Annotated in this window: 13 protein-coding genes; 6 read left to right on the top strand and 7 right to left on the bottom strand. The window is 71.9% G+C overall.

The window, feature by feature from the left end; translation table 11 throughout:
- The first annotated feature begins 10 nt into the window (after nt 1-10).
- A complete protein-coding gene (locus ABD205_RS17970; RefSeq protein ID WP_182527156.1) occupies nt 11-178 on the top strand; it encodes a DUF3117 domain-containing protein in 168 nt (55 codons plus the stop codon).
- Entirely contained in the window at nt 165-1718 is a 1554-nt protein-coding gene (locus ABD205_RS17965) for a leucyl aminopeptidase family protein (RefSeq protein WP_425573072.1), read from the top strand. The genes ABD205_RS17970 and ABD205_RS17965 overlap by 14 nt, the downstream gene beginning before the upstream one ends.
- A 279-nt stretch (nt 1719-1997) precedes the next feature.
- Here the strand turns inward: ABD205_RS17965 and ABD205_RS17960 are convergent, their stop codons facing one another.
- From ABD205_RS17960 to ileS, 3 genes are read right to left on the bottom strand one after another with little or no spacing between them, the layout of a single operon-like run.
- On the bottom strand, nt 1998-2297 hold the full coding sequence (locus tag ABD205_RS17960; RefSeq protein WP_344047180.1) for an AzlD domain-containing protein: 300 nt from the start codon (nt 2295-2297) through the stop codon (nt 1998-2000).
- Nucleotides 2294-2974 carry an AzlC family ABC transporter permease gene (locus ABD205_RS17955; RefSeq protein WP_344047178.1) on the bottom strand — a complete coding sequence of 227 codons (681 nt, stop codon included), beginning with the start codon at nt 2972-2974 and terminating at the stop codon, nt 2294-2296. The genes ABD205_RS17960 and ABD205_RS17955 overlap by 4 nt, the downstream gene beginning before the upstream one ends.
- Complete coding sequence (ileS, locus tag ABD205_RS17950; RefSeq protein ID WP_344047176.1) at nt 2974-6270, bottom strand: isoleucine--tRNA ligase; 3297 nt, start codon at nt 6268-6270, stop codon at nt 2974-2976. Before ileS ends, ABD205_RS17955 begins: the two co-directional genes overlap by 1 nt.
- Before the next feature lie 303 nt (nt 6271-6573).
- Between ileS and ABD205_RS17945 the strand changes: the two genes are divergently transcribed.
- From ABD205_RS17945 to ABD205_RS17935, 3 genes are all read left to right on the top strand, one after another.
- Nucleotides 6574-7140, top strand: a complete 567-nt coding sequence (locus tag ABD205_RS17945) for a DinB family protein (RefSeq protein WP_344047174.1) — start codon at nt 6574-6576, stop codon at nt 7138-7140.
- A gap of 69 nt (nt 7141-7209) precedes the next feature.
- Entirely contained in the window at nt 7210-8133 is a 924-nt protein-coding gene (gene dapD / locus ABD205_RS17940; RefSeq protein ID WP_344047172.1) for a 2,3,4,5-tetrahydropyridine-2,6-dicarboxylate N-succinyltransferase, read from the top strand.
- Between the two features lie 2 nt (nt 8134-8135).
- Nucleotides 8136-8957: a hypothetical protein gene (locus ABD205_RS17935; RefSeq protein ID WP_344047170.1), complete on the top strand. Its 822-nt coding sequence runs from the start codon at nt 8136-8138 to the stop codon at nt 8955-8957.
- 15 nt (nt 8958-8972) lie between these two features.
- On the opposite strand, the gene ABD205_RS17930 is transcribed toward ABD205_RS17935, so the two are convergent.
- From ABD205_RS17930 to fdxA, 4 genes are read right to left on the bottom strand one after another with little or no spacing between them, the layout of a single operon-like run.
- Complete coding sequence (locus tag ABD205_RS17930) at nt 8973-10439, bottom strand: hypothetical protein (protein WP_344047168.1); 1467 nt, start codon at nt 10437-10439, stop codon at nt 8973-8975.
- Nucleotides 10440-10447: 8 nt separating this feature from the next.
- Nucleotides 10448-10975 carry a hypothetical protein gene (locus ABD205_RS17925; RefSeq protein WP_344047166.1) on the bottom strand — a complete coding sequence of 176 codons (528 nt, stop codon included), beginning with the start codon at nt 10973-10975 and terminating at the stop codon, nt 10448-10450.
- 18 nt (nt 10976-10993) lie between these two features.
- Entirely contained in the window at nt 10994-12100 is a 1107-nt protein-coding gene (gene dapC, locus ABD205_RS17920; RefSeq protein ID WP_425573071.1) for a succinyldiaminopimelate transaminase, read from the bottom strand.
- 4 nt (nt 12101-12104) lie between these two features.
- On the bottom strand, nt 12105-12431 hold the full coding sequence (gene fdxA, locus ABD205_RS17915; protein ID WP_344047164.1) for a ferredoxin: 327 nt from the start codon (nt 12429-12431) through the stop codon (nt 12105-12107).
- A gap of 54 nt (nt 12432-12485) precedes the next feature.
- Here fdxA and ABD205_RS17910 point away from each other — a divergent pair, with 54 nt between their 5' ends.
- A complete protein-coding gene (locus ABD205_RS17910) occupies nt 12486-13394 on the top strand; it encodes a GNAT family N-acetyltransferase (RefSeq protein ID WP_344047162.1) in 909 nt (302 codons plus the stop codon).
- Nucleotides 13395-13434: the final 40 nt, after the last annotated feature.

Below are 13434 nucleotides of genomic sequence, written 5' to 3'. Positions count from 1 at the left end.
GAGGTGCCGCATGGCGGCGATGAAGCCGCGGACGGGAGACGGTCCGCTGGAGGTCACCAAGGAAGGGCGCGGCATCGTGATGCGCGTCCCTCTGGAAGGCGGTGGCCGCTTGGTGGTCGAGTTGAACGCCGACGAGGCAGGCGCCCTCGGTAACGCCCTCAAGGATGTCGTTGGCTGACGCCATCACCCTCCCGCCGCAGGTCAGTCCGCCTGCCGTCACCCTCGACGAGCGAGTCCCCCACGCCGTCGCAGGGGCAGAGGTCATCGCATTGCCCGTGTTGCCGGGCGAGTCCCTCATGCTCGGTCCGGGTGCTGCTGCGCTCGCTGACGCGGCGAGCGACCTGGACCTGCTCGGCATCCTGGAGGCGGAGCACGCCTCCGGCAAGGCCGGCGAGGTCGTCTCGTACGTCGTCCCCGGCGGCGTACGAGGCAACAAGGCACTGCGGCGCATCCTGCTCGTCGGCGTCGGCGCCCAGCGGCCGGTCGACTTCCGGCGCGCCGGCGTCGCCGTCGCACGGGCGACCCGTGACCTGTCGACGGTCGCGACGACCATCCCGGCGCTCGACCCGGACGTCGCCGTCGAGCCCTTCGTCGTCGGCGTCACGCTGGCGTCCTTCTCGTTCGACTGGCGCGCGTCCGGTCCGGTGCACCGCCCGGTCGGGTCGGTCGTGCTGGCCGAGCTCGGGTCGGCGTACGACGGGTCGCTGAGCCGCTCCGTCGCCGTCGCGACCGCCGGCTGGCGCTCGCGGTTCCTCGCGACCGTCCCGTCCAACATCAAGAACCCCGCCTGGCTCGCCGAGCAGGCCCTGACGATCGCGGACGCCTCCGGGCTGAAGGTGAAGGTCTGGGACGAGCAGCAGCTCGCCAAGGAGGGCTTCGGCGGCCTGCTCGGCGTCGGCAGCGGATCGCCGACGCCGCCCAGGCTGATCCGGCTCGACTACGCCCCACCGAAGGCGTCACGCAAGACGCCGACCGTCGCGCTGGTCGGCAAGGGCATCACCTTCGACACCGGCGGCCTCAACCTCAAGCCCGGCGACTCGATGACCACCATGAAGCGCGACATGACCGGCGGCGCGATCGTGCTGTCGACCATGGCCGCGCTCGCCGCCGTCGGCTGCCCGGTCCGTGTCGTCGGCCTGGTCGCCGCCGCCGAGAACGCCGTCTCGGGCTCGTCGATGCGGCCCGGCGACGTGCTCCGCCACTTTCCCGGCGACAAGACCGCCCGCACCTCGGAGGTCACGAACACCGACGCCGAGGGGCGACTCGTCCTCGCGGACGCGATGGCGTACGCCGTCGCTCAGGTGAAGCCCGACGTCATCGTCGATGTCGCCACCCTCACCGGCGCGATCAAGGTCGCGCTCGGCCAGCAGGTCGGCGGACTGTTCGCCAACCACGACGTGCTCGCCGCCATCCTCGAGGGCGCGGCCGAGGCGACCGGTGAGCCGCTGTGGCGGATGCCGCTGAGCTCGACGTACGAGGACAAGCTCGCGTCCCCGATCGCCGACGCCGACAACAGCGCCGGCACCCCCCAGGCGATCACGGCCGCGCTGTTCCTGCAGCACTTCGCCGGTGGCCTTCCGTGGGCGCACCTCGACCTCGCGTCGGTCGGCGACACGCCCGAGGACCGCGACGAGTGGACGAAGGGCCCGAGCGGCTGGGGCGCACGCACCCTGCTGACGTGGCTCGGCTCCCCCGAACCGCTCGCTGGGGTCGTCTGACCGCGAGTCGGCGCAAACTCGCACTCCCACAGGGTCGAGTCGGCGCAAACTCGCACTCCCACAGGGTCGAGTCGGCGCAAACTCGCACTCCCACAGGGTCGAGTCGGCGCAACCTCGCACTCCCACAGGGTCGAGTCGGCGCAAACTCGCAAGTTGTCTGTCAGGACGCGCCGACTCGGCACCTCCACAGCGCCAGGACGCGCCGACTCGGCGCCCCCACAGCGTCAGGACGCGCCGACTCGGCACCCCCACTGCGCCAGGACGCGCCGACTCGGCACGTCAGAGCAGGCGCAGCACCGCGGCTGTGACGGCGGCGCCCGCGACCACGACGAGGAACGGCGCGCGCAGGAGCAGCAGGACGACGGCCGCGGCCAGGCCGGCCAGCCGCGCATCGATGACCAGCCGCTGACCCTCCGCGAGCACCTGGACCGCGACGAGGGCGCCCAGCAGTGCCGGCGGGATGAGGGCGGCCACGCGCTGGGTGAGCGGACGGGTCAGCACCCGGTCGGGCACGGAGAGGCCGATGAGCTTGAGCGCGTAGCAGCCGATCGCCGTGACGATGATGCCGGCCCAGATCATCCGCTTCCCCGCTTCCCGGAGGGCAGCGCCAGGCCCACGGCGACCGCGGCGGCGCCCCCGAGGATGATCGGCAGGCCAGCGGCGGTGAACGGCACCAGGCCGGTCGCGACGGCGGCGCCGACGATGGCCACGACCCGCTGCGGGAAGGCCGTGAGTCGCGGCCACAGCAGCGCCAGGAACGCGCCGCCGACGGCCGCGTCCAGGCCGAACGTGCGCGGGTCGCCGATGGCGGTGCCGGCGAGAGCGCCGGCGAGCGTCATCAGGTTCCAGAGCACGAAGACCGAGACACCGGTGAGGCGGAACGCCAGCCGTGCCTCGTCACGGTCGGACTGGCCCAGTGCCATGGCCGTCGACTCGTCGATGACGAGCTGCGCGCCGAGCACCCGCCGCCACCCGCGCAGCCGCAGGACCGGGGCCAGTCCGATCCCGTAGAACAGGTTGCGACTGCCGAGCAGGATCGAGGTCGCCGCACCCGCCAGCGGTACGCCGCCGGCCGCGACCACGCCGACGAACGCGAACTGCGACGCGCCGGTGAAGACCAGCAGCGACAACGCGCACGCCTGCCAGACGTCGAGGCCGGAGGCGGTCGCGAGGGCGCCGAAGGAGACGCCGTACGCGCCGGTCGCGACCCCGACGCCGAGCGAGTCGGCCTTGACCGACCGGCCCGGCGCCGGCATCAGGCCTTCGCCACGGAGATCGTGGCCACCTCGCCGTCGCTGAGCGCCAGCTCGGTGCCCGTCATCGTCTCCGCCAGCGAGTACGCCGTCGCGAGCGTCTCCCGCGCGATGAGCTGCTCGTGCTCGTCGGCCGCCGCGAGCGTGCCGGCGGACCCGCCGAGCACCAGCTCGATCCGGTCGGAGACGTCGAGCCCGGCGTCCTTGCGCGCCTGCTGCACCGCCCGGATCAGGTCCCGGGCGAGGCCCTCGGACGCGAGCTCGGGGGTGACCACCGTGTCGAGCACGACGAAGCCTCCTCCCGGCAGCATCCCGACCGCGACGTCGTCGGACGCGGCGCCAGCGACGGTCTCCAGGGTGAACTCCCCCTCGACCAGCGCCAGACCACCAGCGGTGACGGTGCCGTCGGGGGCCACCGACCAGTCCCCGGTCTTGGAGCCCTTGATCGCGATCTGGACGTCCTTGCCGAGCCGCGGGCCGGCCGCTCGTGCGTTGACGGTGAGCTTCTGCGCGATGCCGTAGGTCGCCGCCTCGTCGCTGTCCGCGTCGAGCAGGCGCACCTGCTTGACGTTGACCTCGTCGGCCACGACCGGCTCGAAGCCCGCCAGGGAGGCAGGCGGGGTCGCCGCGCCGACGATCGTCAGCGACGACAGCGGCAGGCGGTTGCGCAGCTGGCGCCCCTTGCGCAGCGCCGAGGTGGCCGAGCAGACGTCGCGGACCGTGTCCATCGCGACGACCAGGGCGTGGTCGGCGGGCAGGTCGTCGACGGAGGGCCAGTCGGTCAGGTGCACCGACCGCCCGCCGGTGAGCCCCCGCCAGACCTCCTCCGTGGTCAGCGGCAGCAGCGGCGCGACGACGCGGCAGGTGATCTCGAGGACCGTGTAGAGCGTGTCGAACGCGCCTCGGTCGTCGGCCCAGAACCGGTCGCGCGAGCGGCGGATGTACCAGTTCGTGAGGACGTCGAGGAAGCGCTGCGTCGTCTCGCACGCGTCGGCAATGTGATAGCCGTCCATCGCCTCGGTCATCGCGGCGACGTACTCCCGCGTCTTGGCGAGGACATAACGGTCCAGCGGGTCCTGCGACGCCGTCGACCAGGACGCCTCGATGCCGGCCGCGTTGGCGTAGAGCTGGAAGAAGTACCAGCTGTTCCAGAGCGGGATCATCACCTGGCGCACCGAGTCGCGGATGCCCTGCTCGGTGACCACCAGGTTGCCGCCGCGCAGGATCGGCGAGGACATCAGGAACCAGCGCATCGCGTCGGCGCCGTCGCGGTCGAAGACCTCCGAGACGTCCGGGTAGTTGCGCAGTGACTTCGACATCTTGTTGCCGTCGCTGCCCAGCACGATGCCGTGGCTGATGCAGGAGCTGAACGCCGGACGGTCGAAGAGCGCGGTCGCCAGGACGTGCAGCGTGTAGAACCAGCCGCGCGTCTGGCCGATGTACTCGACGATGAAGTCGGCCGGGAAGTGCCCCGCGGCGGAGCCGCCCTCTGATCCCGCGAACCAGTCGGCGTTCTCGAAGGGATAGTGGACCTGGGCGAAGCTCATCGAGCCGGAGTCGAACCACACGTCGAGCACGTCGGCGACGCGGCGCATGGTCGAGCGGCCCGTCGGATCGTCCGGGTTGGGCCGGGTCAACTCGTCGACGAACGGCCGGTGCAGGTCGCGGTTGCCGTCCTTGTCGCGCGGCAGCCGACCGAAGTCACGCTCGAGCTCCTCGAAAGAGCCGTACACGTCGATGCGGGGGTACGCCGGGTCGTCGCTCTTCCACACCGGCACCGGGCTGCCCCAGAACCGGTTGCGGGTGATCGACCAGTCGCGGGCGTTCTCCAGCCACTTGCCGAACTGGCCGTGCTTGATGTGGTCCGGCGTCCAGCCGATCTCCTCGTTCAGCTCGAGCATCCGGTCCTTGAACTTCGTCACCTCGACGAACCACGACGAGACGCCCTTGTAGATCAGCGGCTCGCGGCAGCGCCAGCAGTGCGGGTAGGAGTGCTCGTAGGACTCGCGACGCAGCAGGATCGTGCCCGGCGTGACCGAGCCGCCGGTCCCACCACGGGTCACCGCCTTCAGGTCGTCGATGATGTGGAGGTTGGCGTCGAAGACCAGCATGCCGGCGTACTCGTCGACGGGGTGGGTGAACCGGCCGTCCTTGCCGACCGGCATGACCGCCTCGATGTTCTCGCGGTCGGTGATCTCCTTGTCGACCTCACCGAACGCGCCGGCGGTGTGCACGACGCCCGTGCCGTCGGTGGTCGTCACCGCGTCGTCGGCCGCGACGACGCGGAAGGCATTCTCATGGCCCGCGTAGTAGGAGAACGGCGGGGTGTAGGTGCGGCCGACCAGCTGCGCGCCGGTGTACCGACCGAGGACGGTGAGCTCACCGTCGGCGTCCGCCAGCTCCCGGGCGTACGACGCCAGCCGGGCCTCGGCCAGCACGTACCGCGCGGTCCGGTCGGTGCCGGGGACCGCGGCCTCCACGACGACGTAGTCGATCTCGGAGCCGACCATCACGGCGAGGTTCGACGGGAGGGTCCACGGCGTCGTGGTCCAGATCAGGATGTGCGCGCCGTCGAGCACCGGGTCGGTCCCCAGGTCCGAGAGCGTGTAGCCCACCGTGACCGCCGGGTCCTGGCGCTGCTGGTACACGTCGTCGTCCATCCGGAGCTCGTGGTTGGACAGCGGCGTCTCGTCGTTCCAGCAGTACGGCAGGACGCGGAAGCCCTCGTACACCAGGCCCTTGTCGAAGAGGCTCTTGAACGCCCAGATGACCGACTCCATGAACTCGGGGTTCATGGTCTTGTAGTCGTTGTCGAAGTCGACCCAGCGCGCCTGGCGGGTGACGTACTCGCGCCAGTCGCCGGTGTACTTGAGCACCGAGGCGCGGCAGGCCTCGTTGAACTTGTCGATCCCCATCTCGAGGATCTCGTCGGTCGTCTTGATGCCGCCCAGCCGCATCGCCTCGAGCTCGGCGGGCAGACCGTGCGTGTCCCAGCCGAAGCGTCGCTCGACGCGCTTGCCGCGCATCGTCTGGTAGCGCGGGACGATGTCCTTGACGTAGCCGGTGAGCAGGTGGCCGTAGTGCGGCAGGCCGTTGGCGAACGGCGGCCCGTCGTAGAAGACGAACTCGTTGCTGCCGTTCACGCCGGGGTCGCGGTTGTCGATGCTCGCCTGGAAGGTGCCGTCCTCGGCCCAGTAGGCGAGGACGCGCTCCTCGATGCCGGGGAACCGGGGCCTGGCGGGCACGCCTCGCTGGTCGGGCGCTGACGTCGGGTCGGTGGTGACCTTGGGATAGGTCATCGGCTCTCAGGCTCCTGCGGTCGGTGTCGTCGGTCCTGCAAGGACGACTCTCGCCGCGGTACCACCCTGCTTGCTCCCCAGGATCGAGGAACCACTCGTGACGGCTGTGACGGGCCTACCCGCCGGGGTCTACTTGCTGGTGAGCTTTCTTCCCGGGGCTCGCCGCTGATGACGGCTCGAACGCCTGTGGGCCCAGCCTACGGCGTCGGCACGGCGCCCCGCCAACCAGATCAGGATCGACCGACCCGGCACGGCCGACAATCCCGGTTGCGTCTCCGCAGGGCAGCAGAGTTGGCTGGCGACATGAGCACCTCCCCCACCGGCTACGCCGGCAACTGGCTCCCCTCCGACCAGGACCCGCGCTTCGACAGCAAGCCGGTCGGCGAGCTGGCGACGTACCGCGACTACCTGCGCAACTACAGGCTCACCCTCGAGCTCAAGTGCGCCGACCTGACGCCGGAGCAGCTCGCGACGCGTTCGGTGCCGCCGAGCAACCTCAGCCTGCTCGGCCTGGTGCGCCACATGGCCCACGTCGAGCACACGTGGTTCCAGCGTGCTCTGCAGGCCAACCTCGACGAGCAGCGGCCCTACACCGACCCTGGCGACCCGGACATCGAGTTCACCGGCGCGGTCGGCACGCAGGAGTGCGTCGACGAGGCGTTCGAGGAGTGGAAGCGCCAGATCGCGCGCGCCGAGGACTGGCTGCACGAGCAGTCCGACGAGTCCATGGCGACCTCGCTCGTCTACAACAGCGGCGGCGACACGACCACGGTCCGCGACATCCTGGTGCACATGGTCGAGGAGTACGCCCGTCACTGCGGCCACGCCGACCTGATCAGAGAGTGCATCGACGGCCGCATCGGCCAGTGACGCGCGTGTGAGGCCCACGGTGACCGCTGGGTCACGCCGGGCTTCACACGCCCCCTAGAATCGGTCCACGTGACTGCTGCCTGGGGCTTCGGCCTGACCACGTACGCCGCCGACGAGTCTGTCCTCGACGTGTGGTTCCCGACCCCCACGCTCGGCGAGAGGCCCGAGGACGCGGCGCCTGCGGCCGAGCTGAAGGCGCTCGAGGGCTCCGACGCCCTGCGCCGCGTCGAGAAGCGGGTCGAGCTCGTCGAGATCGACCTCGAGGCCGCGCCCGCGAGCACCCAGGACGTCTGGCTCCGGCTGCACCTGCTCTCGCACCGTCTCGTGCAGCCGCACGGCCAGAACCTCGACGGCGTCTTCGGCCTGCTCACCAACGTCGTGTGGACCTCCGAGGGCCCGTGCGCGGTCGGCGGCTTCGAGCTGACCCGCGCGCGGCTCAAGGCGGCCGGCAAGCCGGTCGCCGTGTACGGCGTCGACAAGTTCCCGCGCATGACCGACTACGTCCTGCCGTCCGGGGTGCGGATCGCCGACGCCGACCGTGTCCGCCTCGGCGCCCACCTGGCCGAGGGCACCACGGTGATGCACGAGGGGTTCGTGAACTTCAACGCCGGCACGCTCGGCGCGAGCATGGTCGAGGGCCGCATCACCGGTGGCGTCGTCGTCGGCAACGGCTCCGACGTCGGTGGCGGCGCGTCGATCATGGGCACGCTCTCGGGCGGTGGCAAGCAGGTCATCTCCGTCGGCGAGCGCTGCCTGCTCGGCGCGAACTCCGGCCTCGGCATCTCGCTCGGCGACGACTGCGTGGTCGAGGCCGGCCTCTACGTCACCGCGGGCACGAAGGTGACGATGCAGGACGGCAGCACCCGGAAGGCGGTCGAGCTCTCGGGCGCCTCCCACGTCCTGTTCCGCCGCAACAGCACCACCGGCGTGGTCGAGGCGGTGCCGTGGCACGGCGACGGCATCGTCCTCAACGAGGCGCTCCACGCGAACTGACGATGAAGAGACTCGGGGCGACCCTGGTCGCCCTGGTCCTCATCGGGGCGGCGGCGACGATCGGCTGGCGGCACGTCACCGACAAGGTCAAGACGCTGCTTCCGGACGAGTGCGTCGCCACGGTCGGCTCCCTCGACGCGAGCCTCGACCTGGAGCAGGCTCAGAACGCGGGGCTCATCACCGCGATCGCCGTACGCCGCGGGCTGCCCGCGCGTGCTGCCACGATCGCGTTGGCCACCGCCTACCAGGAGTCGAAGCTCTACAACCTCGACTACGGCGACCGCGACTCGGTCGGGCTCTTCCAGCAGCGTCCGTCGCAGGGCTGGGGCACGCGCAAGCAGATCAAGGACCCGGTCTACGCGATCGGCCGGTTCTACGACGCCCTCGTGCGGATCAACGGCTACGAGGGCATGCGGATCACCGAGGCCGCACAGCGGGTGCAGCACAGCGGCTATCCGGAGGCGTACGCCTCCCACGAGCCCGCCGCCCGCGCCCTGGCCTCGGCGTTGACCGGCCAGTCGGGCCACGCGTTCGCCTGCCGCGTCGCCAGCGTCGGCCCCGGCCGTCCCGCCACCGTCCGCGACGAGGTGACCGGCGTCTTCGGCGGCCTCGTCTCCACGCCGGTGGTGACCGGACGGACCCTCACCGTCGGTGTGCCCGCGCGGGCGACCGGCTGGGCGCTCGCGCACTACCTGGTCGCGCAGTCGCAGCGGCTCGGCATCCGCCGCGTCTCGTACGCCGGCCGGGTCTGGGCCCGCGACGAGAAGTGGACGACGTCCGGCTCCTCGGTCAGCCGCCAGGTCCGCGTCGACCTGGCGGGCTGACAGCGGGCCGACGGCTCAGCCGGCCAGGACGTGCAACGCCACCCAGACGGCGACCACCGTGACGGCGCAGCACGCCTGGAGGACCGTGAACAGCCGCACGGGCGCCGCGTCGCCCACCCGCGCCGGAGCGGCGGCCCCCGGCCGGAGGGCGAGCAGCGCCGACCCGAGCATCGCGAGCCCCAGCGCGGCGACCGGCGCCGCGGTCGGCCAGTAGCGCGCCCCGGACACGTGGACGAAGGGCTGGAACAGGAGACCGGCCAGCGCGACCTTGGCGACCACGCTCAGTGCCTGGTCGGTGAAGTCGCGGCGTCGGACGAGGAGCAGCACGGCGGCGCCGCCGAGCATGAGCAGGCGGAACATCCGCTCGGTCCACGTGACCACAGCCCGCTGCACCGAGTCGTCGCTCTTCCCCGGCGGGTGGTAGGCCACCGAGTAGTGGGCCGGCTCGTGCAGGTAGCGGTCGAAGTCCGCCAGGACGTCGCGGGCATAGCTGCCGGTCGTCACGTCCTGCATCGCGTACCGCGCCGCCTGCTGCTGCACGGTGACCTCGCTGCGCCCGGTCGCCCGGGCGACCTCGCGGCCGTAGCGCACCGGCCCGTACCAGAGCGAGGCGTCGGGGTCGCACGGGCCGAAGCAGCGCTTGTCCCTGTCGCCGAACGTGGCGCCGAGGCCGAGGGGCACCGACGTCGTGGTCAGCACCCGGCCGCCGAGCGTCTGCGAGGCCAGCACCGACCACGGGAGCAGGACGGCACCGAAGACGGCGACCGCGATCAGTGCGGCGGCGACGCTGCGCAGGCGCGCCCGGCCGCGGGACAGCCACACGGCACAGAGCAGGAGCAGGAGCAGCAGCCCGATCGCGAGAGGCATCGCGCTGGGGCGCAGGTAGAGGACGGCGATCGCCAGGAGGCCCAGCCCGACGCCGTTGAGCGGCGCCAGGGTGCCGAGGCGCACCCGGCGAAGCGCCGCGACGAGCCGGGTCATCAGCAGCACCAGCACGAGGCCGGCCGTCAGGTCGCCGTACGCGGTGGCCGCGAAGAGCAGCCACATCGGCACGAGCCCGAAGACGGCCAGCACGACGGCGTACCAGGGCCCGAGGACACGGCGGACGTCCAGCACGGCCAGGAGGAACAGCACGCCCGTGGCGACGTCGAGGTAGCCGCGCACGAGCGGGATCGACGCGTGCGGCTCGACGAGGAGCAGCGGGGTGAGCAGCACCGACATGCCCGGCATGAACCATCCGCTGGCCACGACGTTGCGCCGCACCTCGCCGAGGTCGACCGGGGTCGGCCCGACCACGTCGCGCACCAGGTTGGACAGCGCCCGTGCGGCGTCGACGTAGGCCTTCTCGTCCCCGATGTAGTGCACGTCCTGGACGCGCGGGTAGAGCAGGACGCGCAGGACCAGCTGGGCCAGCAGGAGCACGGCGAGCACCAGGTCGGCGCGCGCGATCCGGCGTACGCGGGTCGGGATCGCTGGGGACACGACGATCGTCACCCGCCCGCACCCCGCTTGGTCACGCCCGGGTCGGCGCACTGCCGCGAGGCGCTGCCCACGGGTGTCACCGGCAGGTCGAGCACCACCTGACCGCGCACGATGGAGCCGCCGGGGAGGTGCTGGTAGGGCTCGACGGTGGCCTCGACCGGGCCGACGTCGCCACGGTCGAAGCGGAGACCGCCGCCGACCGAGCCCGGCACGGCGGTGAACCCGGCCGTCGTGAGCGCGTCGGTGAGGCGTGCCACGACCGTGGCCGCGCCGACGAGGTCGTACTGCACGACGAGCCGCCGTCTGCCGTGGCCGACGCTCGCGTCGGAGCGGACCTGGTGCGGGAAGTCGAGCCTCACCCCGTCCGGCAGCGGGAAGCACTTCGACGCCAGCGTCTCGGTGGGGACGGGCGGTCGGTAGATCCCGAGCGGCGACGCCCGGCCACGCGACGGGCTGATCGCCACGATCACCGCCAGGACCAGCACACCGACAGCCACCGCGAGGCCTCGAGCGTGCTCCCGAACCCACGCCGTCACGCCGATCAGCCTACGGGGTCAGAGGGAAGCGGTGAGCCGGGCCACGGCAGCATCGATGCGCTCGTCGGTGGCGGTGAAGCCGACCCGCACGTGCGAGCGGCCCGCCACGCCGTAGAACTCGCCGGGAGCCACCAGGATGCCGTGCTCGGCCAGCCAGCCGACCGTCTTCCAGCAGTCCTCACCGCGGGTGCCCCACAGGTAGAGCGACGCCTCGGAGTGGTCGATCGCGAAGCCGGCCGCCTGCAGCGCCTCGCGCAGCTTGGCGCGACGGGCGGCGTAGCGCGCGTGCTGCTCGCGTGCGTGCTCGTCGTCGTCGAGCGCCGCCACCATGGCGACCTGCTGCGGTCCCGGCATCTGGAGACCGAGGTTCTTGCGGACGGCGAGCAGCTCGCCCACCAGGCTCGGGTCGCCGGCGACGAAGGCGCATCGGTAGCCGGCGAGGTTGGACCGCTTCGACAGCGAGTGGACGGCGAGGATGCCCTCGAACGAGCCCCCGCTCACCGACGGGTGCAGCACCGAGACGGGCTTCTCGCCCTCCCAGAAGCACTCGATGTAGCACTCGTCCGAGACGAGGATCGTGCCGCGCTCGCGACACCACTCGACGACCTTGCGCAGGTGCTCGACGGGCAGCACCCGGCCGGTCGGGTTGGAGGGGCTGTTGAGCCAGAGCAGCTTCGGCACCTCGGGGCCGAGCGACGTCAGCGAGTCGGTCGCCCGGGCACGGGCGCCCACGAGTGCCGCGGACACCTCGTACGTCGGGTAGGCGAGCTCGGGGTGGACGAGCAGGTCGCCCTGCCCGATGCCGAGGTGCAGCGGCATCGAGGCGATGAGCTCCTTGGAGCCGATCACCGGGAGCACGGCGTCGAGACCGAGCCCCTCGACGCCGTGCGACCGGGCGAGCCAGTCGATCGCCGCCTGCCGCGTCGCCCGGTTGCCGATCGTGACCGGGTAGCCCGGCGAGTTCGCGGCGTCGCGCAGGGCCCGCTGCACGACCTCGGGCGTCGGGTCGACCGGCGTGCCGACGGACAGGTCGACGATCCCGTCCGGGTGGGCACCCGCCGTCTCGGCGTACGACGTCAGCTTGTCCCAGGGGAAGTCGGGCAGCCGCTGGGAGACTCCCAGCACGGCCTCAGTGATCCTGGTTCTGCGGCGGAAGCTCGGCGATCGACGCCTCGTCCTTGTCGATGACGCCCATCTTGGCCGCGCCACCCGGCGAGCCGAGGTCGTCGAAGAACTTCACGTTCGCGTCGTAGTAGCCCTTCCACTGCTCCGGCGTGTCGTCCTCGTAGAAGATCGCCTCGACCGGGCAGACCGGCTCGCACGCGCCGCAGTCGACGCACTCGTCGGGGTGGATGTAGAGCATCCGCTTGCCCTCGTAGATGCAGTCGACCGGACACTCGTCGACGCACGCGCGGTCCTTGACGTCGACACACGGCTGGGCGATGACGTAGGTCATCCGGATCCTCCTGGGAGCAAGGGAAGTCGATGCGGGTCAGCCTAGTATCTGCCGGTGCATCCCCATTCCCTAGGTCCGGATGTCGTCGGGACGCGCGTCGTGGTGCGCCGCCTCGTCCCGGGCGAGAGCGGCCCGACCGGCGGACCGGCCTTCACCGACGTCCTCGGGATCTGTACGTCCTGGGCCGACGGCCTCTGCGTCGTGCAGCCCGACACCGGCGACGCCGTGTCGATCCCCCTGGCGCTCATCGTCTCCGGCAAGCCCGTCCCCCCGCGACCCTCGCCGCGTCTGCGGGTGTCGGTGCGCGACGCCGAGCTGCACACCGCCGCTCTCGTCGGCATCGAGACCACGCCGCTCGGCGAGTGGCAGCTGCGCTTCGAGCCGGCGCCGGTCGGGCGGGTCCGCAACCGGTTCAACTCCTGCCTGGGCGTCGGCGACCCTGACCGCTCCCTGGCGGAGGCGGCCGACCTGGTGGCCGCGTTCTACCGCGAGCGCGATCGGCCGCCGCGCATCCAGGTCGAGCTCGACTCCGACACCGAGGACGCGCTGCGCGCACTCGGCTGGGTGCCCGTCCCAGGTCGCGACTCGCACTTCCTGATCGCCTCGCTGGCCCGGGTGAGCCGGCTGCTGGGCGCCGGTGCGCCGGACACGCCGCACACTCCTCACGTCGAGGAGGACGGGCCGCGGGTCGCGGTGGTGATCGGCGGCGTCTCGCGGGGCGAGGCCGGCATCGACGGCGACTGGCTCGGCATCCACAACCTCGTCGTCGATCCGGCGTACCGCCGTCGCGGTCTGGCGCGGGCCGCGCTCCGCGAGCTGGTGGGCTGGGGCGCGGAGCAGGGCGCGACGACGGCGTGGCTCCACGTCCAGACCGACAACGAGCCGGCCCTGGCGCTCTACGACGGGCTGGGGTTCGCGACGCACCACAGCTGCCGCTACCTCGAGCCGGCATCGGCACTCTGAGGCGGATCCACGGCAGGCTCGAGGCGGTGTCGGCCCAGAG

It is taken from the genome of Nocardioides panacihumi, assembly GCF_039530925.1.
GTDB classification, from domain to species: Bacteria; Actinomycetota; Actinomycetes; order Propionibacteriales; family Nocardioidaceae; genus Nocardioides; species Nocardioides panacihumi.
This window is presented reverse-complemented; position numbering and strand designations above follow the sequence as displayed.